This is a genomic window from Paraburkholderia aspalathi (assembly GCF_900116445.1).
In the GTDB taxonomy this organism is placed as follows: Bacteria; Pseudomonadota; Gammaproteobacteria; order Burkholderiales; family Burkholderiaceae; genus Paraburkholderia; species Paraburkholderia aspalathi.
Genome location: NZ_FPBH01000048.1, coordinates 29,091 through 49,446 on the forward strand (window position 1 = coordinate 29,091; position 20,356 = coordinate 49,446).

Sequence of the window (20,356 nt, forward strand, 5' to 3'; positions counted from 1 at the left end):
CGAAACCAATCAGCAATTCCATCTCGAACTCCTTTTAACGGGTGAGCGGGTAGCTGGCTGGTACGGATACTGGCTTGCTGACGGCAGTGGGATAACGCGTGAAGCAGCGCGTGAAACCGCGCTTAGAAACTGAGCATGAGGCAGTGAGGCAGTGAACACCCAAGGCGCGCCGCGTGGCGCCGCGCCCTCAAGCCGCGATTCAGGCGGCCTTGCGTTCGTAAAACGTCAGCGGGATAGCCTGCGAGTGATGATCGAAGCCGCAGCGGCTCGCGCACACGCCGCTTTCCATCATGACGCCGCGCACGGAATCCGCGCACTTGCCACAGCAGGAAGCGACGCCGAGTTCGAACTGGAGTTCGTCGAACGAATCGACGCCATCCGCGATCGAGGCACGGATCTTTCGGTCAGAAACAGACTTGCAGACACAGACAATCATGGCAGGGCGTCATAGCTAACGTTAATGCGAACTATTATCATTTTGATTGGCCGGTTTGGCAAGCGTCCTGCATGATTTTTTGTAACAAAACCAGACTCTTAGAAGGGTTTCGACTAAGGAGCGGGGGCCCGGCCAAGCGCCGGAGAAGGGGCGAAAACGGCTAAAAAGCGCCCCAAAAGGCCATGCGGCGGCGGGAAAACGCGCTGGCGAGAGGTTTTATGCGGCTTGGGAATCCGGCGCTGCCGTGCGGCGCGACGGGATTACAACCTGGTCGACTGCGGCGTCGATTTGCAGAAGGGTCGCGGCGAGCTGTTGCTGATGGGTGCCGTCGCTGGTCGAATAAAAGCGGGGCAGAACAGCGGCGGCGCTTTCCGGGGCGGCGCGCAATCCGTGCTGGTCGAGTACCCGCTCCAGCTGACGCGCAATGGCGACGCTTGTGTCGATCAGCATGAGCCGGTCGCCGACGATATCGCGGATCGCCGCATCGAGAAACGGGTAGTGGGTGCAGCCGAGCACCAGGGTGTCGGCGCCGGCATCGAGCATGGGTTGCAGGTAGCTGCGCAGTAGCGCGCGCAGTTCGGCGGAGTCTACGTCGCAGCGTTCCACTGCCTGCACGAGCCCGTGGCCCGGCTGGCAAAGAAAACGGCAATCGGCGGCGTAGCGCTCCAGCAGCCCCTGAAAGCGGGCGCTGCGCAAGGTGACCTGGGTGGCGAGCACGCCGGCTACGCGTGTTTTCGACTGCAGCGCGGCCGGTTTGATGCCTGGCTCGACTCCCACCAGCGGAATCGCCAGCTTTTCGCGGACCAGTGCGATCGACTGCGCGGTCGCCGTGTTGCATGCGACCACCAGCGCCTTCGCGCCCTGGCTGGCGAGCCATTGCCCGATTGCAAGGGTGCGGTCGGCGATGAAGTCGTCGTCGCGTTCGCCGTAGGGGGCGTAGAGCGAGTCGGCGACATAGATGAGCGCCTCGCCGGGCAGTTGCGCCCGGACCGCTCGCAGCACCGACAAACCGCCCAGACCCGAGTCGAATATGCCGACCGGCGCTCGCGAACCGCCACCTGAGGTGGCAATCGTGGCACTTGAGGACGGCGATTCTGCGGTCATAGGCGATGAGGACACGCGCGGCACAGCGGTCACGGCAAACTCACAAAACGGGGAAGTGCGCAAGTATACCGCCCGCGCTGGCCGTTCCAACGTGGTCCGATCAGGACTCGATCGAACCCATTGCGGTTTGCTGGTAGTTCTGGATGCCGACCTTGTCGATCAGGTCCAGCTGCGTTTCAAGCCAGTCAATGTGTTCTTCGGTGTCGTCGAGAATCTTCACGAAGATTTCGCGCGAGATGAAGTCACGCACGGATTCGCAGTACGCGATGGCTTCCTTGCAGGTGCTTTGCGAAATCTGTTCGAGCTTCAGATCGCACTCGAGGATTTCTTTGGTTTCTTCGCCGATCAGCAGCTTGTGCAGGTCTTGCAGGTTAGGCAGACCGTCGAGCATGAAAATGCGTTCGATCAACCAGTCGGCGTGCTTCATTTCGCCGATCGATTCGTCGTATTCATGCTTGCCGAGTTTCTCGAGTCCCCAGTGCTTGTACATCCGCGCGTGCAGGAAGTACTGATTGATGGCGGTGAGCTCGTTCTTGAGCTGGGAGTTCAGATACTCGATAACTTTCTTGTCGCCTTGCATGGGGTTTCCTTATTAGAGACTTGAATTTCCCAGAACAATAAACGCCGAAGGACAAAAAGCCAAGGCAAAAAAACAGTTTTTTGCCTTGATTTGCAAGGTTTTGTGCGTGATGCGTACCGTTCTCATTTCATCATAAAAAAGCCGGGGTTCGAGGCCCCGGCTTCTACTTTCCAGCTGTTACCGCCGATCAAACGCTGATCAAACCGTCGCGACTAGAATCTTGCCAATCTTGGCTTGCCATTCCTTCGGGCCAGTCTGGTGCACCGAGGTGCCGTTCGAATCGACGGCGACTGTCACCGGCATATCCTGCACGTCGAACTCGTAGATGGCTTCCATGCCGAGGTCTTCGAACGCGAGAACCTTCGCGCTGCGAATTGCTTTCGACACGAGGTAAGCGGCGCCGCCCACGGCCATCAGATACGCGGCCTTGTGCTTCTTGATCGCCTCGATCGCAACCGGGCCACGCTCGGCTTTGCCGATCATCGAAATAAGACCGGTTTGCGACAACATCGTCTCGGTGAACTTGTCCATCCGCGTGGCGGTGGTCGGGCCTGCCGGGCCGACGGCTTCGTCACGCACCGGATCGACCGGGCCGACGTAATAGATCACGCGATTCGTGAAGTCGACCGGCAGCTTTTCGCCCTTCGCGAGCATGTCGGCGATGCGCTTATGTGCCGCGTCGCGGCCCGTCAACATCTTGCCCGACAGCAGCAGCGTCTGGCCCGGCTTCCATGCTGCGACTTCTTCCGGCGTCAGCGTGTTCAGATCGACGCGCTGGCTCTTTTCCGTATCCGGTTCCCACTGCACTCTCGGCCATGCGTCGAGCGACGGCGCTTCGAGCTTGGCCACGCCCGAACCATCCAGTGTGAAGTGCGCGTGACGGGTCGCTGCGCAGTTCGGGATGATTGCGATCGGCTTGCTCGCCGCGTGCGTCGGCGCGGCCATGATCTTGACGTCAAGGACCGTAGCCAGACCGCCGAGACCTTGCGCACCGATACCGAGCGCGTTGACCTTCTCGTGCAGTTCGACGCGCAGTTCTTCGATCCAGTCCTGCGGGCCGCGTGCGATCACGTCCTGAATGTCGATCGGATCCATCAGCGATTCCTTCGCCATCACCATCGCTTTCTCAGCGGTGCCGCCGATGCCGATGCCGAGCATGCCCGGCGGGCACCAGCCTGCGCCCATGGTCGGCACGGTCTTCAGAATCCAGTCGACGATCGAATCCGACGGGTTCAGCATTGCGAACTTCGACTTGTTTTCCGAGCCGCCGCCCTTCGCCGCAACCTGCACGTCGACCTTGTCGCCCGGCACGATCTCGTAGTGGATCACGGCCGGCGTGTTGTCTTTCGTGTTCTTGCGCGCGCCTTCCGGCGGGCTCACGATCGATGCGCGCAGCACGTTGTCCGGGTTCAGATAACCGCGGCGCACGCCTTCGTTGATCATTTCGGTGACGCCCATCGTCGCACCGTCCCAACGCACGTCCATGCCGACCTTCACGAACACCGTGACGATGCCGGTGTCCTGGCAGATCGGGCGTTTGCCTTCGGCGCACATGCGGCTGTTGGTGAGAATCTGCGCGATCGCGTCCTTCGCGGCGGGGCTCTCTTCGAGCTCGTAAGCGCGGCCCAAGGCCTGGATGTAATCGAGCGGGTGGTAATAGCTGATGTACTGAAGCGAATCAGCAATGCTCTGAATCAGATCTTCCTGTTTGATGACGGTCATGATGGCTAGCTCAGTGGGGACAATGGCGCTTGTTATCAGACTCGCAGGGCAGTGCGGTCAGTCGTGCGCCTTCAGGGGAGTGGAACCGTTAGAACCCAGCGGCTGTATGCCGACGGGTTCCTGAAAATGTTTTGGATGCGTATGCGTGGTCAGGCGGTCGACCAGCGCCATCACCACCGCCGAGAGAAGGAACGCGACGTGGATGATGACCTGCCACATGATGGTGTGCGTCGAATTCTGGTCGGGGCTGATGAAGGTCTTCAACAGATGGATCGACGAGATGCTGATCAGCGCCATCGACAATTTAACTTTCAGCACGCCGGCGTTCACGTGGTCGAGCCATTCCGGTTCGTCCGGATGACCCTCAACGCCCAGGCGCGACACGAAGGTTTCATACCCGCCGATGATCACCATGATCAGCAGGTTCGAGATCATCACCACGTCGATCAGGCCGAGCACCACCAGCATGATGTTGGTTTCGTCGAGCGTCATGGACGCGCTGACCAGATGCCAGACTTCTTTCAGGAACAGGACGACGTACACGCCTTGCGCGACGATCAGGCCGAGGTAGAGCGGCACTTGCAGCCAGCGGCTCATGAAGATGAGGGCGGGGAGCGGGCGCAGCGGGCGGCGCTGACGGGCTGAGTCGAGGCGCGGAGCGGACATAGGCAAGAGTCAGATGAAACGCAGGTGACGGAACACGAACCAAATGCGCTGACCCGAAGCGCAAACAAACGCGCGGATCATGCACGCAAACGAGGCGCAGACGGCGCGGTACGCGGCCAGGGAAGGCCGGAAAAGCTCGCGTCAGGCGCGCTATTGTACAGCGTCGGGTGAATTTGCTGCGCCGCCGCGGGCAGTGCGGCGCTTATGAGGCCACCGGCGGCATCGCTTGACCTTCAGGCTCGCCGGTCCGATCCCTGCCGTCGCGCATCACGCAGGCGAGGTAATGAGACGCAGGGAGTAGCGATTCAAGCTGGAATCCACACGGCTAGTTCAGTTAGCATTGTAAGAGGGCGTGTGAGCCAGCATAAAGGCGAAGTGCCGGTGGGGCGCAAGTGATGCTTCCCGTGGACCCGATTTCGGCATGGATCGCTTGTATCGGCATGTCGATCAGTACGCATGAACGGACCGTAACGCGTAGCATGCCGTGCGTGACCAGTCTGAACCGCGTAAGGGTTTTCGCCCGTCACGCGATGCACCGCACGTAAGTGGCCGGTAAGTTGCAAAGTTTATGTTTAAGCATGAGAGCGGAACGCCAGCCATTCATTTATGTTGCGGTGCGGCATAGATGGAAGTGAAAGGTGAACGGGCCGCGGCGCAGCGATCGGTGATTGCTGCGCGAGGGTTGGAGACAGCGCGCGGCCTATCGATCACGAATGATCACGAATGGCGGCGGCATCATGACATGGCGAGCCACAGGCGCGCCGGCACAGGTTTTACGTTTCATCTTCACCAAGGGGTTGTCGATGTCTGCGATTGAATCGGTTCTTCAGGAACACCGTGTTTTCCCGCCCTCCGCTGAAGCAGCGGCAGGCGCGTCGATCTCCGGTATGGATGCGTACCGGGCGCTTGCCGCCGAAGCGGAGCGCGATTACGAAGGTTTCTGGGGGCGCCTCGCTCGCGAGACGCTCAACTGGAACAAGCCTTTCAGCAAAGTGCTCGACGAATCGAAGGCGCCTTTCTACACATGGTTCGAAGACGGTCAGCTGAACGCGTCGTATAACAGCATCGACCGTCATGTCGAAGCCGGTAACGGCGAGCGCGTCGCGATCATCTTCGAAGCCGACGACGGCACCGTCACCAATGTCACCTATCAGGATCTGCTGCAACGTGTGTCGCGCTTTGCGAACGCGCTGAAAAAACGCGGCGTGAAGAAAGGTGATCGCGTCGTGATCTATATGCCGATGTCGATCGAAGGCATTGTCGCGATGCAAGCGTGTGCGCGGATCGGTGCAACGCATTCGGTCGTGTTCGGCGGCTTTTCGTCGAAGTCGCTCAATGAGCGTCTGGTGGATGTTGGCGCCGTCGCGCTCGTCACCTCCGACGAACAGATGCGCGGTGGCAAAGCATTGCCGCTAAAGAATATCGCCGACGAAGCCATTGCCATGGGCGGCTGTGACGCAGTGAAGAGCGTGATCGTCTACAAGCGCACCGGCGGCAAGATCGCATGGGACGAAAGCCGCGATCTGTGGATGCACGAACTCACGCAGGCTGAATCGGATCAATGCGCGCCCGAGTGGGTCGGCGCCGAGCATCCGCTTTTCATCCTGTACACATCGGGTTCGACCGGCAAGCCGAAGGGCGTGCAGCACAGCACCGGCGGCTATCTGCTGTGGGCCGCGCAGACCATGAAGTGGACGTTCGACTGGAGGCCCACGGATGTGTTCTGGTGTACCGCCGACATCGGCTGGATCACCGGCCATAGCTACATCACGTATGGTCCGTTGACGCTTGGCGGCACGCAGGTCGTGTTCGAAGGCGTGCCGACCTATCCGAATGCCGGCCGCTTCTGGGACATGATTGCCAAGCACAAGGTCACGCTGTTCTACACCGCGCCGACCGCGATCCGCTCGCTGATCAAGGCCGCTGAAGCGGACGCGAAAGTGCATCCGAAGAGCTACGATCTGTCGACGCTGCGCATCATCGGCACGGTCGGCGAGCCGATCAATCCGGAAGCTTGGGTGTGGTATCACGAGAACGTCGGCGGCGGCCGCTGCCCGATCGTCGATACGTGGTGGCAAACCGAAACCGGCGGCCACATGATCACGCCGCTGCCGGGCGCGACGCCATTAGTGCCGGGTTCGTGCACGCTGCCGCTGCCGGGCATCATGGCGGCTGTGGTCGATGAAACCGGTCAGGACGTGCCGAACGGACAGGGCGGCATTCTGGTGGTGAAGCGTCCATGGCCATCGATGCTGCGCAACGTATGGGGCGATCCGGACCGCTACAAGAAGAGCTACTTCCCCGAAGAACTCGGCGGCACGCTATATCTCGCCGGCGATGGCGCGGTGCGCGACAAGGAAACCGGCTACTTCACGATCATGGGCCGCATCGACGATGTGCTCAACGTGTCCGGTCACCGCCTCGGCACGATGGAGATCGAATCGGCGCTCGTGTCGAACCCGATCGTGGCTGAAGCGGCCGTGGTGGGCCGTCCTGATGCGACCACCGGCGAAGCTGTGTGCGCATTCGTGGTGCTCAAGCGCGCGCGTCCTGAAGGCGAAGAAGCAGTGAAGCTCGCCAACGAACTGCGCGCCTGGGTCGCCAAGGAGATCGGTCCGATCGCCAAGCCGAAGGACATCCGTTTCGGTGAGAACCTGCCGAAGACGCGCTCGGGCAAGATCATGCGCCGCCTGTTGCGCTCGCTTGCGAAGGGCGAGGAAATCACCCAGGACGTGTCGACGCTGGAGAACCCGGCGATTCTCGATCAGCTCGGCGAGTCGCTCTGAGCTTAGGTTTGCCTGGGTTTTCAGCAAGGGTATGTCGAACGATATGCCCTTGGCTGGAGCCAGGTATCGACCACTTAGGTCAGGCAGTTAAAGCCATCGCGCGGACAATCCCGATTGCCTGCCCGGTGGCTTTTTGATACATAGGCGCATGGCTGCGCCACACCACACCTCTCACGCCACGCTCAATCCCGCACCCGAACCCCCTCCGGTCTCGGCAGCGATGGCGCGCGCGCATCAGAAATACTGGCGCTTCAATCTCGCGTTGATCGCGACGTTGATGACCTTGGGCTTCGTGGTGTCGTTCGTCTTGCCGCTGGTGGCGCCGGCGTTGGATCAGGTGCGCTTCATCGGCTTCCGGTTGCCGTTCTACTTCGGTGCGCAAGGGGCGATTCTGATCTACGTGGCGTTGATCGTCGTTTATATCCTGCTGATGCAGCGCGCCGACCGCCGTCTGCAACGCGCTTTCGATGCGGATGCCAGTGCTGGTGCCAACGCTGGTGCCAGTACCGATTCCACCGCGCCCACTGCGCGCGGAAGCTGAGCCGATGAAGCTCACGAACCGGCTGATCCGCTCATACGCGCTCTATACGCTCGGTTTCCTGCTTTTCATTTATGTGATGTGGCGCATCGAGCGGACCACCGGTCCCGGTGTATGGATCGGCTATGTGTTCCTGTTCGTGCCGATCGCGGTGTATGCGGTGATCGGATTGCTGTCGCGCACGTCCGACCTCGTTGAATACTACGTAGCGGGGCGGCGCGTGCCGTCTGTCTTCAACGGCATGGCGACTGCGGCCGACTGGTTGTCCGCCGCATCGTTCATCGGCCTCGCCGGGTCGATCTATGCGACCGGATATGACGGTCTTGCGTATCTGATGGGGTGGACCGGCGGCTATTGTCTCGTCGCGTTCCTGCTGGCGCCATATGTGCGCAAACTCGCGCGCTATACGATTCCCGACTTTCTCGGCACGCGCTTTTCGAGTAACGCGGTGCGTGGACTCGCTGCGTTAGCGGCGATTCTCTGTTCGTTCGTTTATCTGGTCGCGCAGATTCAGGGCGTCGGCTTGATCGCGACGCGGTTTATCGGCGTGGATTTCGCCGTCGGCATTTTCTGCGGACTCGCGGGCATTCTCGTGTGTTCGTTTCTGGGCGGCATGCGTGCGGTGACGTGGACCCAGGTCGCGCAATACATCATCCTGATCGCGGCGATTCTGATTCCCGTGTCGATGATCGCGCATAAAGATGGTCTCGGCTGGGTGCCGCAGTTCAACTACGGGCGCTTGATGGAGCGCGTCGAAGGTCTGGAGAAGCAGGTGCGCGACGCGCCGCTCGAGCAGACCGTACGCGACGACTATCGGCGGCGCGCCGAGTTGATGCAGATGCGGCTCGACACGTTGCCGCAATCGTTCGTCGACGAGAAGCTGCGCCTCATGCAGGAAGTCGCGGACTTACGGCGCCACAATGGCCCGCTGCGTGAGATCAAGGAACGCGAGCGGGCGCTCGAACAATTTCCGCGCGATGCCGCCTCCGCGCAGATCGTCTGGACCCAACGCCGCGATGAGATGCTGATGCGCGCGGCCGCGCCGGTGCCGATGCACGAGCCGTTTCCGGTCACGAGCGAAGAAAACAGGCGCACACACGAACGCAATTTTCTGTCGCTGCTGCTGTGTCTTTCGCTTGGTACCGCGAGCCTGCCGCATATCCTGACGCGCTACAACACGACGACCTCGGTGGCGTCCGCACGACGCTCGGTCGGCTGGACGCTGTTCTTCGTCGCGTTGTTCTATTTGACGGTGCCTGTGCTGGCAGTGCTGATCAAGTACGAGATGCTAACCAACCTAGTGGGCCATCACTTTTCCGATTTACCGCAGTGGCTTACGCAGTGGCGTAGGGTCGAGCCGAGTCTGATCAGTCTTGCTGACACGAACGGCGACGGTATCGTGCGCTGGAGCGAGATCCAGATGCAGCCGGATATGGTGGTGCTCGCCGCGCCCGAGATCGCGGGGCTGCCGTATGTGATGTCCGGACTGATCGCGGCCGGTGCGTTGGCCGCGGCGCTCTCGACTGCGGACGGTTTGCTGCTGACCATCGCCAACGCGTTATCGCACGACGTCTACTACCACATGGTCGATCCGACGGCATCGAGCCAGCGGCGCGTGACGATCTCGAAGATTTTGTTGTTGGGGGTGGCGTTATTCGCCTCGTATGTGGCTTCCCTGAATACGGGGAATATTCTGTTTCTGGTGGGCGCGGCATTTTCGCTGGCGGCTTCGAGTCTGTTTCCTGTGCTGGTGCTGGGGGTGTTCTGGAAGCGGACCACGCGGCTTGGGGCCGTGGCGGGTATGGTGGCGGGGCTGGTGGTGTGCATCTACTACATCGTGTCGACGTATCCATTCTTCACGCAGATGACGGGCTTTGCTGGCGCGCGGTGGTTCGGGATCGAGCCGATCAGTTCGGGCGTGTTCGGCGTGCCCGCGGGGTTTCTGGTTGCGATCGGGGTGAGCCTCGTGGACCGGAAACCGGACGCCTATACGAGGGCGCTGGTGGACTACATCCGGCATCCTTAAGCCGGTTTGCGCATGGGTCTGGCGCAGGGCCCGAAGTTTGCTATAATTCGGCTCCCCGCCGGAGAGATGGATGAGCGGTTTAAGTCGCACGCCTGGAAAGCGTGTATAGGTTAATAACCTATCCGGGGTTCGAATCCCCGTCTCTCCGCCACGAATTGAATGAGAAGCCGTTGAATCTAAAGAGATTCAACGGCTTTTTGTTTTATCGACCCACAAATCGACTATCAGGTGATTTTCTTCATTCGCTGAGTACGCGACAGAAAGCTCCTTACGACCGCACGCGGGCATCGTTCAGATTGGCCGGCATGAGAACATGCTTAGCCTGAACGACCGGCGATGTACTCGCATGCTCCACAAGCGCTCATTGAGTTTGACTCACTATCAATCGGCCACGAAACCAGGCCCGTGAACTGAGCGTGGTAGCGCCGCCATCTATTGATGAACCTCGACCTGGCTCGCGCCCGAACGCCGAACGCCGCACCTAAAAATCCCCCGCATACCCATAAAAACAAAATAAACAAACTTGCTCTAAACTACCTGCCGCCCCAGCCAGCCTAGTCGAGAGCAAGACACCAATGCCCATACCCCCAGCCGACCCCGCCGGCGACCCTAACTTCAGTCTGCCAAAACACCCCGCATTCCAGCGTTTCTGGTGTACCCGTATCCTTTCATCGCTGTCGTTCCAGATGCTCGCCGTGGCCATGGGCTGGCACATCTACGCACTCACGCATAGCGCCTTCGCACTGGGCCTAGTCGGCCTCGCCCAATTTCTGCCGATGTTCGTGCTGACGCTCGTGGTCGGCCACGTCGCTGATCGTTACGACCGTCGCCGGATTGCGGCCATCTGTCAAAGCCTCGAAAGCGTCGCTGCATTGTTATTCGCCTTCGGCACCTTCGGCGGCTGGATCAGCGCGCCGGTCATCTATGTGCTGGCCGCATGCGTGGGCGCGGCGCGCGCCTTCGAATCGCCCGCGGTTGCATCGCTGTTGCCGGGCGTCGTGCCACGCGGACAATTGCCCAAAGCGACGGCATGGGCCACCTCCGCAAATCAAACCGCCCAGATCGCAGGTCCAGCATTGGGCGGCCTGCTGTACGGTGTCGGTCCGGGCGTGGCCTACCTCGCGTGCACGCTGTCATTCGCGGCCGCCGCTGCCACTGTGTGGGCCATTCCGTTGCAGGCCAAGCTGGCGAGCCGCGCGCCGGTGACGCTCGAATCGGTGTTCTCGGGCATCGCCTTCATTCGCAAAGAGCCCGTGATACTCGGTGCACTATCGCTTGATCTGTTCGCCGTGCTGTTCGGTGGCGCGACAGCGCTGCTGCCGGTTTTTGCGCGTGACATCCTGCATACCGGACCGCTCGGTCTCGGCCTGTTGCGCTCAGGCACCGCCATCGGCGCGCTCGCGGGCACCATCTGGCTCGCGCATTTCCCGTTACGCAACCGGCCCGGCGCTGCGATGTTCGGCGGCGTGATTGCGTTCGGCGCGGCCACCGTGGTGTTCGGTTTGTCGCATCAATTCTTGCTGTCGCTCTTCGCGCTCATGGTGCTGGGCGCATCGGACACCATCAGCGTGGTGGTGCGCCTGTCGCTCGTACAACTGCGTACGCCGGACGAAATGCTGGGTCGCGTCAGTGCGGTCAATTCGCTTTTCATCGGGACGTCGAACCAACTGGGTGAATTCGAATCCGGTGTGACGGCAGGGTGGTGGGGCGCGCAACCGGCAGTACTGGTGGGCGGCATCGCAACGATTGCCGTCGCTCTGCTGTGGATGCGATTCTTTCCGGAACTCAAGAACACACGCTCGCTGGAGCGGGAAGAAGCGTTGGCGCCAAGTCATTGATCGCAACGTTGGAGGCGAAACCCTGCAATTGCGCGCTGCATCGCACGCGTGATTCGACGTGTGCTTCGACCCGCTATGATGGTGGCAACCTCACTCGGCCACCTTCATCATGCGGATCGCCCCTTTACCCCCGCTTCAATGCCTGATCGCGTTCGAGTCGGCCGTACGCCATGCCAGCTTCACTAAAGCGGCCGTAGAACTGCATCTGACGCAAAGCGCGGTCAGCCGCCAGATTGCGCAGCTCGAAGACTTCCTCGGCCGCTCGCTCTTCGTGCGCGAACATCGCGCCCTACGGTTGACGATCGCCGGCGAACGTTACGCGAAGCATGTGCAGTGGCTGCTTGCCAATTGCTCGGAAGCCACACTCGACGTGATGAAGCGATACGGCGATCTGGAGTTGACGATCGCGTGTTCGTCGGGCGTGGCGGTGTTGTGGCTTACACCTCGCCTCGGTGCGTTTCGCGCCGCCCATCCTAACGTGAAGATCCGGATGATCGTGCGCGACGGGCTCGCATCTTTGTCGCCCGCGGAATTCGACGTAGGTCTGTACTACATCCGCCAGCACGCTGAGCCGCATTTCACCGCCCGCCGCATTTTCGACGAAGACGTGTACCCGGTATGTTCACCCGGATATCTCGCCGGCCGCGTGCTGGAGCCCGCCGATCTCGCGCATGAAACATTGCTGATGCAGGAAGACGGCCAGCGGCAATGGATGTCGTGGCCCGAATGGTTCCGGCTTAACAATGTGCAGATGCCTGGCTCGCCACAGTCGGTCGTCATTAATCACTATCCGCAACTCGTGCAGATGGCGATTCTCGGCCAGGGTGTCGCGCTCGGCTGGCGTCACATGATTGATGCGTGTCTGAACGAGGGGCTGCTGGTGCGCGCCACGCGAGCATCGGCGAGCCACGGTGGCGGCTACTACGTCGTGTCGCCAAACGACCGCGCTGAGAACCAGGCGGCGCGCCTGTTTACGCGCTGGCTTTTCGAGCAGGCAGAGGCGCAGGCAAGCGGGCAAACACTCGCTGAGACGAGCAACACACGCGCAACCTGACTGCCTTTCGCATGCGCTACGCGCATGCGTGCATGCGAATCTTTCGTTTCGAAAACAAATCAGGTCTCTCTACGATCGGCTTTATGCATGCAGAGGCGACGTTCTATTCCGACGTGCCGCCTTGCTGGCAAACGCTCGCCCGACCCGTAGCCACGCAGCAGCCGCATCAATAGCGGCACAAGCAGCCTGATAAGGAAAGAGACCATGCAAGGAACGCTTTCATCCAACGTCGCGATATCCGTGGATTCGCTCGCGCAGCAGCGGCGCCGCGCGATTATCGCCACTGTGCTCGGCAACGGGCTCGAGTGGTTCGACTTCACCGTCTATAGTTTTTTCGCGGTGATCATCGCCAAGCTGTTCTTTCCGACCGGCAATGAACTGACCTCGTTGTTGCTTGCCGTCGCGACGTTCGGTGTGGGCTTTTTCATGCGGCCGGTGGGCGGCATGGTGCTCGGCGTGTACGCGGATAAAGTCGGACGAAAAGCGGCGCTCTCGCTGACCATTCTGCTGATGGCGGGCGGCACCGCACTCATCGGCCTCGCGCCGACCTATGACCAGATCGGTCTGTGGGCGCCGGTGCTGATCGTGGTCGCCCGCTTGCTGCAAGGTTTTTCGGCTGGCGGCGAAATGGGCACCGCCACCGCGTTTCTCACCGAATATGCGCCGGCGGGCAAGCGCGCATTCTATTCGAGCTGGATTCAGTCGAGCATCGGCTTTGCCGTGCTGCTGGGGGCCGGGGTCGGCACTTTTGTAACGTCGAGTCTGAGCGCCGATGCGCTGCATTCGTGGGGCTGGAGAATGCCGTTCCTCATCGGCATTCTGATCGGACCGGTCGGCTATTTCATTCGCAGCCGCATGGACGAAACACCGGCGTTCAGCGCGGTTACGGAAGAAGCCAAAAGCGATTCGCCGCTCGCGGAAGTGTTCCGTCGCTTTCCGCGCGAGACGTTCGCGAGTTTCTCGATGGTGATTTTGTGGACGGTGTGCACCTACGTGCTGCTGTTCTATATGCCGACTTATTCGGTGCGCACGCTGCATCTGCCGCAATCGATGGGCTTTCGTGCCGGCATGTTCGGTGGCCTGATGATCATGTGTTTCTCGCCGGTGGTCGGCAAGCTCGCTGACCGCTTCGGCCGCCGCCGCTTCCTCTCCGGCGCCGCGGCATTGATCCTGGTGCTCGCATGGCCGATGTTCGCTTACATCAACAGCGCGCCTGGGCTGGTTTCGCTGATGGTGTTTCAGGGCGTGTTCGGCTTGCTGATCGCCGCCTACACCGGCCCGATTCTCGCGGCCTTCTCCGAGCTGTTTCCGACCAAGGTTTTGTCGACGGGTCTTTCCGTTGCGTACAACTTCGCAGTGACGATTTTCGGCGGCTTCGCACCGTTCTTCATCACGTGGCTGATCGCGTCGACGGGCAGCAATATGGCGCCCGCGATCTACGTGATGATCGCCGCGACCATCAGCCTCGTCGGCACGTTCTATGTGCGCGATCCGCGCCGTAGCCACGCCTGAGAGGCAGCGCGTCCGGCGAACAATGGCCGGACGGATTCCTTCATCCAGTCAGGAAGATATCAATGAGCATTACGGTAATCAGCGGCGGCAACGTACTCGATCTGGTCCAGGGTGTGTTGCTCGAACACCATCACGTCGTGATCGAAAACGGCCATATCGTCGAAGTCACCGATCGTCCTGTCGATCTGCCGAATGCGTGCGTGATCGACGCACGCGGCAAGACGGTGATGCCCGGTCTGATCGATTGTCACGTGCACGTGCTGGCTTCGCGCGCCAACCTCGGTGTGAATGCGACGCAGCCGAATATCCTCACCGCGATTCGCGCACTGCCGATTCTGAAGGCGATGGTCGGCCGCGGCTTTACGACGGTGCGTGATGCGGGCGGCGCGGATTGGGGTTTGACGCAGGCGCTGGAGAGCGGATTGATTCCGGGGCCGCGTATTTTTCCGTCGGGTAAGGCGTTGTCGCAAACCGGCGGTCACGGCGATTTCCGTCCGCGTGGCGATGTACTCGAACCCTGTTCATGCGCCTTCCGCGCCGGGGCAATTGCGCGAGTGGTCGACGGTGTCGATGCGGTGCGGCTTGCCGTGCGTGAAGAGATTCAGAAGGGCGCTACGCAGATCAAGATCATGGCATCCGGTGGCGTCGCTTCGCCGACCGATCCGATCAGCAACACGCAATACTCCGAGGATGAAATCCGCGCGATCGTCGCTGAAGCGGAAGCAGCCAACACATACGTGATGGCGCATGCGTACACAGGCCGCGCGATTTCGCGTGCGATTCGCTGTGGCGTGCGCACGATCGAGCACGGCAATCTGGTCGACGAAGCCGCCGCAAAACTGATGCGCGAGCACGGCGCATTCGTCGTGCCAACGCTGGTCACCTACGACGCGTTGGCCAAACACGGCGCCGATTACGGCTTGCCGGCCGATTCGATTGCCAAGGTCGAGACCGTGCGGCAAGCGGGGCGCGACTCGCTGCAGATTTATGCAAATGCCGGTGTGCCGATGGGATTCGGTTCGGACCTGCTCGGCGAAATGCATACGTTCCAGAGCGACGAATTGCGCATTCGCGCCGAGGTGCTCGGCAATCTGGAAGCATTGCGCTCGGCCACCACGATTGCCGCCGATATCGTCGATCAGAGCGGCAAGCTCGGCGTCATTAAAGCAGGCGCAATCGCGGACGTGCTGGTGGTCGACGGCAATCCGCTCAAGGATATCGGCGTGTTGACCGGGCAGGGCGAGCGCCTCGAGTATGTCTTCCAGCATGGCGAGGTGGTGAGCGAGCGGGGCACGGTCGCGTCGCGCTAATCGGCAGATGCGTGTGCAGCGATCGGGCGCGGGCCCGGGAAATTCTCTAAGCCTCCGCCGCGCTCACACGCAACGCGGTCCATCGCACCGTCGCGAGAATCGATGCCGTAACGATCAACGCACCGCCGATCCATGCCGCCGTCGAAATCCGTTCACCTAACCAGATGCACGCGAACAGCGCACCAAAGGCGGGTTCGCTGCCCATCAGCAACGACACGCGCGTTGGGCTGCTGCGTTTGATCGCAAAGTTCTGTGCGAAGAAGGCGAACAGCGTACACGCGATCACCAGATAGCCGATGTAACCCCAGAACATGGCATGCCCGGCAAGCGACGGCAGCGGTTGCCACTGTTGCGGCACAAACAGCACCGCCACCGCCGCGCTGCCAAATGCCACCACGCCTGACTGAACCGCCGTCACCGACAAAGGCGGCAACGCGGAGTCGCGCATCACACGTTTAGTCACGCACACGTTCAGCGCGCGCAGCAGCGCGGCGAGCAGAATCAGCGCGTCGCCGGGATTGAAACTCAGCGCGCCATCCCCCGCTAGCAGCCAGGCGCCGAATAGCGAAAGCGCGACCGCCGCCCATTCGATGCGAGTCGGCTTGCGCTTGAGCAGCCACCATTCGACGAGCGGCGTCAGCACCACACATAAGCTGATCAGAAACGCTGCATTGGCCGCGCGCGTCAGCAGAATGCCGAACGTCTCGCAGAGAAAGATACCGAGCAGCAAGGCGCCCGCGATCAGCACGCCGCGCAGCGTGCGGGCATCGGCGGCGCGCAAATGACGCAAGGCGGGCGACAGGATCAAGAAGGTGATGCCGAAGCGGATCGCGAGCAAACCCAAAACTGGATAGAACACCAGGGCGCTTTTGACGACGCCGTAACTGGTGCCCCACACCACGGCAACCGCTAGCAGCATCAGATCGGAGAGCAGAAGCAGGCGTTCTTGTTTCGACATGGCTGACCTCGTGCAGATGAGCGCATATTGTCGAACTTTGCCTGTAAGGCGATAATCGGGTCGCTGCGCATAGCATTTATGTTTCAGATGCATCAATCGGCTCAAACCCCGCGAGCACCCGACGATGAACCCAACCGATCTTTTTGCGTTGCTGCCGGATATGGCGGTTTTCGCGCGCGTCGTCGATGCCGGCAATTTTTCGGTCGCCGCACGTCAGCTCGGCAGTACGCCGTCCACGGTCAGCCGTCAGATCAAACGGCTCGAGGACGCGTTGGCGACACGCCTGCTCGAACGGTCCACGCGCACGGTGCGGGTCACGGAATCCGGTGCACAGGTGGCGCGTTTCTGCCGCGACATGTTGAGCGCGGCATCGGGCGCGGTGGATGCCGCCGGGCAACTGGCGGCGCGGCCGCAAGGCAAAGTCCGCGTGAGCGCGCCCACCGCGTTCGCGAAGACCGTGATTCATCCGCTGATTCCCGGCTTTCTGCGCGCTTATGACGAAGTCGACCTGCAACTGCTGTTCACCGATCACGACGTCGACCCGCTCGCCGACGATGTCGATCTGGTGATCCGTCTGACCGAGCATCCTCCGCAAGGGCTCGCGGGACGCAGGCTGGGGGCCGTGCGCTGGCTGCTGGTTGCATCGCCGGCTTATTTGCGTGAGCACGGCACGCCGGTGCAACCGCGCGATCTCCTCAAGCACGATTGCATCTACCTCGGCGAAACCGCCGACGACAACCGCTGGCGCTTTCGCCGCGGCACGGAGACGCAAACCGTCGACGTGAAAGGGCGTTACATCGCCAATCATGCGGGCGCGCGACTCGAAGCCGCGCAGCAGGGTTTCGGCATCGCGAACCTGCCCGAGTTTGCCGCCACGGATGCATTGCTGAGCGGCGAACTCGTGCAGGTGCTGCCGGATTGGAATCTCGAAGCGCGCGCTTACGTGGGGTCGGTGTGGCTGTTGTATCCGCCGAACCGCTTCTTGCCGCCGAAGGTAAGGGCGCTCATCGACTATCTTGCCGAGCATATTCACGAAGCGGCTTAAGCACTGGCTTATCGCGTCGCGTAAGTCGTTTGCATGCCGTGGCCGGCCAACGGAGATTTGGATTGCGCGAAAGACGAACGTAGAATCGCTCGCGTCACCATGATTGATAACGATCGCGACGACCGACGCGACCAGGAGGAGAACGAACATGACTTTGCGTGAAACCGGGCCGATTGCGGCGACTGTCTATCGCGGCGAAGCGATAGAGAATACACATATCGCCCATGTCGCGGTGGTTCAGGCCGACGGCCGCCTGCTGTATTCATTCGGCGATCCGTCGCGTATCACGCTGGCACGCTCAGCGGCAAAACCGGCACAAGCTTTGGCGGTAGTCGAGACGGGCGCGCTCGAGCGTTTCGGTTTCGACGAAACGGATCTTGCACTCATGTGCGCCTCGCATAGCAGCGAGCCGCGCCATATCGAACGCACGAGACAGATGCTGGCCAAGGCACAGGTCAGCGAAGCCGATCTACGTTGCGGCGGCCATCCCCCATTGTCCGACGCGGTGTACGTCGACTGGTTGAAGCGCGATTTCAAACCGGACGCGGTGTGCAGCAATTGTTCGGGCAAACACGCCGGCATGCTGGCCGGGGCGCGTTCGATCGGCGCGGCAGTAAGGGGTTATGAACTGCCGGAGCACCCGCTACAGGTGCGCGTGAAGCATACCGTCGCGGAGGTGTGCGACTTGCTGGACGATGCCGTGCAATGGTCGATCGACGGTTGCAATCTGCCGACGCCGGCGTTCCCCCTCGACCGACTCGCCCGACTGTTCGCGAAGCTCGCAGCCGCGGAGGATGAGGTTTCGGCTTCGTCCGCGGCTTCTTCGTCCATTCCTTCTTCCATATCGCCACGCACCGCTGCGCTCGCACGCATCTATCGTGCGATGGCTGCGCATCCGGAGTGGGTAGCAGGCGAGGGGCGTTTCTGTACCGCCTTGATGCGCGCGTTCGATGGCGCGCTGATCGGCAAGGTCGGCGCCGACGGTAGCTACGCGATCGGCGTGCGTGCGTCCCGGCAAACTAAGCAGCTCGGCGCCAACGGTGCGCTAGGCATTGCGGTGAAGGTGGAGGACGGCAACATTGGCGTGCTGTATGCAACCGTTGCTGAACTGCTCGCGCGACTCGATATCGGCAGCCCTGAGCAACGTGCGCAACTAGACGCGTTTCATAAGCCGCGCATGATCAATACCATGGGCATCGAAATCGGCCACATGGCCTTTTCGCTTGCGCTTGAAGCGCATTCACACCGCGAGGCGTGAAGCTATGCGGGGCGCTGCAGCGGGTTACGCATCATCTTTCTTGAAGCGATCTTGTATGGCGATCAGTTGATCATCGCTGGTGGCCACGATCCACAGACGGGCGCGCTCGGCCATCAGGCGATTGTGATCTTTTAGCACGCCCATCGACACGGCCGTTTTCCACGCTACGGGTGCGGCGCGACTGGTTCTTCCGGACGGCGTGCCGACCAGCAATGCATAGGGTCCGAGGGGCAGCGAGACGAACGGCATAGCGGGCTTGACGCGCACGCGCCAATCGATGAAGGGTGAATCGCTGAAGAGAAGCGGCGTGGGCAGACCGTGCAGCACGGTGAAGTCATAGAGCGCCAGTTGTTCGCGCATGGGCGTGTAGACCCGTCGAATATCGTCGACGAGGGCCGCACGGATTTCGTCGTCGAACATTGCTTCTTGGGTGTAGTGGTCGACTGCTTGCAGCGCGTCGTGCTGATAGGCGCTGAAGATTGCCAGGTCGAGGCAATCGTGAACGGCGCGTTGGACTTCTGTGGCGGAGCCGGCTTCTTCGGGTTTGCCGAGTTGCGCGGCGCGCAGGAAGCGGGCGAGGGCGGCGTCCTGGGTTGCGGGGCCGGTGGCCAGTGGGTCGTCGGTGGCGTCTTTGTCGAGCGGGACGTAGAGGTATTTTTCTGCTGCGAAACGGGATTTTTTGCCGTCATCGAAGCTGATTTCGCCGGTGGCGCAGTTGAGGTAGCGAGTGCCGATGTGGCCGTGTTCCCACACGAAGTTTTTCAGGAAGGGGCGAAGGGGATGGAGTGGGTCAGGGTGTTGCATTTTTTTGTTGCACTCCGTGCGGGTTCTAGTTTGGGTATGGTCACATAGAAATTGGGGTTTATGGTTTTTTTCCCTGCGGGGCGGTTGTTTGTCAGTGTTCTTAGGGCTTTGGGCTTTCCTTGTTCTGGCTTTGGTGCCTTTCCTTGCATTGTTAGCGGTCTATTAGCGTTGCCCCTGTGCGGGGCGGCACCTACTTTTCTTTGCCGCCGCAAAGAAAAGTAGGCAAAAGAAAGCGGCTAGAAGCCTCTGCTAAGCGGGCACCGTGGTTTGCCAGGGGTAGTGGTGCGACTGGAATCCGTGTTCTCTCACATTCGGCGTTAGTGACAAAGGAGTCATCAGCCCCCACTCCGCACTGCGTGCGTCGCGGACGGGTCTGCAGGGGAAACCACCGGCTTCGGCTGAGGTCTGTGGGGGCCGTCGGCTTCGCCTCGGCGAGGCGCCTCTGCACTCGCGCCGGAAACCCGATGGCGAGGCGCGAACGTGAAAACGCAGCGATCGGTTTTATGAATGGCTCTTCGGCGCGCGCAGCGCCGCCGGAAGTATGACGCCCTTGTCACAAGCACGTGCGCGGGCACGAACCCAGATTCCAGATGCACCACTACCCGCAGCAGACCACGGTGCCCACTTAGCAGGGGCTTCTAGCCGCTTTCTTTGCTTATCTTTCTTTGCGGCGGCAAAGAAAGTAAGTGTGTAGTGGTTCAATGAACCTGGACACCTCT

Annotated in this window: 17 protein-coding genes and 1 tRNA gene; 10 read left to right on the forward strand and 8 right to left on the reverse strand. The window is 61.1% G+C overall.

Going from position 1 to position 20,356, the window contains the following annotated elements:
* Nucleotides 1–199: 199 nt before the first annotated feature.
* From BM438_RS41105 to BM438_RS41125, 5 genes are all read right to left on the reverse strand, one after another.
* Nucleotides 200–436: a (2Fe-2S)-binding protein gene (locus BM438_RS41105; RefSeq protein ID WP_054042125.1), complete on the reverse strand. Its 237-nt coding sequence runs from the start codon at nt 434–436 to the stop codon at nt 200–202.
* A gap of 216 nt (nt 437–652) precedes the next feature.
* Nucleotides 653–1,540 (reverse strand): glutamate racemase, encoded by an 888-nt coding sequence (gene murI, locus BM438_RS41110; protein ID WP_093646623.1) that lies wholly within the window; start codon nt 1,538–1,540, stop codon nt 653–655.
* Between the two features lie 100 nt (nt 1,541–1,640).
* Nucleotides 1,641–2,120, reverse strand: coding sequence for a bacterioferritin (gene bfr, locus BM438_RS41115; RefSeq protein ID WP_054042121.1), 480 nt, complete (start codon nt 2,118–2,120; stop codon nt 1,641–1,643).
* Between the two features lie 198 nt (nt 2,121–2,318).
* Nucleotides 2,319–3,842 carry a fumarate hydratase gene (locus tag BM438_RS41120; RefSeq protein ID WP_093646625.1) on the reverse strand — a complete coding sequence of 508 codons (1,524 nt, stop codon included), beginning with the start codon at nt 3,840–3,842 and terminating at the stop codon, nt 2,319–2,321.
* Between the two features lie 57 nt (nt 3,843–3,899).
* Nucleotides 3,900–4,508 (reverse strand): TIGR00645 family protein, encoded by a 609-nt coding sequence (locus BM438_RS41125; RefSeq protein WP_093646628.1) that lies wholly within the window; start codon nt 4,506–4,508, stop codon nt 3,900–3,902.
* Between the two features lie 803 nt (nt 4,509–5,311).
* Between BM438_RS41125 and acs the strand changes: the two genes are divergently transcribed.
* From acs to BM438_RS41165, 8 genes are all read left to right on the forward strand, one after another.
* Nucleotides 5,312–7,294, forward strand: a complete 1,983-nt coding sequence (acs, locus tag BM438_RS41130) for an acetate--CoA ligase (RefSeq protein WP_093646653.1) — start codon at nt 5,312–5,314, stop codon at nt 7,292–7,294.
* Nucleotides 7,295–7,442: 148 nt separating this feature from the next.
* Complete coding sequence (locus BM438_RS41135) at nt 7,443–7,835, forward strand: DUF4212 domain-containing protein (protein WP_093646631.1); 393 nt, start codon at nt 7,443–7,445, stop codon at nt 7,833–7,835.
* A 4-nt stretch (nt 7,836–7,839) separates the two neighbouring features.
* Nucleotides 7,840–9,858: a sodium:solute symporter family protein gene (locus BM438_RS41140; RefSeq protein WP_093646633.1), complete on the forward strand. Its 2,019-nt coding sequence runs from the start codon at nt 7,840–7,842 to the stop codon at nt 9,856–9,858.
* Between the two features lie 60 nt (nt 9,859–9,918).
* Nucleotides 9,919–10,009, forward strand: a tRNA-Ser gene (locus tag BM438_RS41145).
* A 424-nt stretch (nt 10,010–10,433) separates the two neighbouring features.
* Complete coding sequence (locus tag BM438_RS41150; protein WP_093646636.1) at nt 10,434–11,696, forward strand: MFS transporter; 1,263 nt, start codon at nt 10,434–10,436, stop codon at nt 11,694–11,696.
* A 109-nt stretch (nt 11,697–11,805) separates the two neighbouring features.
* Nucleotides 11,806–12,750, forward strand: coding sequence for a LysR substrate-binding domain-containing protein (locus tag BM438_RS41155; RefSeq protein ID WP_093646638.1), 945 nt, complete (start codon nt 11,806–11,808; stop codon nt 12,748–12,750).
* A 204-nt stretch (nt 12,751–12,954) separates the two neighbouring features.
* Nucleotides 12,955–14,262 (forward strand): MFS transporter, encoded by a 1,308-nt coding sequence (locus tag BM438_RS41160; RefSeq protein WP_093646641.1) that lies wholly within the window; start codon nt 12,955–12,957, stop codon nt 14,260–14,262.
* 62 nt (nt 14,263–14,324) lie between these two features.
* Nucleotides 14,325–15,572: a metal-dependent hydrolase family protein gene (locus BM438_RS41165; RefSeq protein ID WP_093646643.1), complete on the forward strand. Its 1,248-nt coding sequence runs from the start codon at nt 14,325–14,327 to the stop codon at nt 15,570–15,572.
* 46 nt (nt 15,573–15,618) lie between these two features.
* Here the strand turns inward: BM438_RS41165 and BM438_RS41170 are convergent, their stop codons facing one another.
* Entirely contained in the window at nt 15,619–16,530 is a 912-nt protein-coding gene (locus BM438_RS41170) for a DMT family transporter (protein ID WP_093646646.1), read from the reverse strand.
* Between the two features lie 124 nt (nt 16,531–16,654).
* Between BM438_RS41170 and BM438_RS41175 the strand changes: the two genes are divergently transcribed.
* Complete coding sequence (locus BM438_RS41175) at nt 16,655–17,575, forward strand: LysR family transcriptional regulator (protein ID WP_093646648.1); 921 nt, start codon at nt 16,655–16,657, stop codon at nt 17,573–17,575.
* Nucleotides 17,576–17,723: 148 nt separating this feature from the next.
* Complete coding sequence (locus BM438_RS41180) at nt 17,724–18,833, forward strand: asparaginase (protein WP_093646649.1); 1,110 nt, start codon at nt 17,724–17,726, stop codon at nt 18,831–18,833.
* Nucleotides 18,834–18,857: 24 nt separating this feature from the next.
* On the opposite strand, the gene BM438_RS41185 is transcribed toward BM438_RS41180, so the two are convergent.
* Entirely contained in the window at nt 18,858–19,637 is a 780-nt protein-coding gene (locus tag BM438_RS41185; RefSeq protein WP_093646651.1) for a hypothetical protein, read from the reverse strand.
* Nucleotides 19,638–20,138: 501 nt separating this feature from the next.
* Nucleotides 20,139–20,356: hypothetical protein (locus BM438_RS45960; protein ID WP_208620761.1), on the reverse strand; the 218-nt coding region annotated here is incomplete at its 5' end.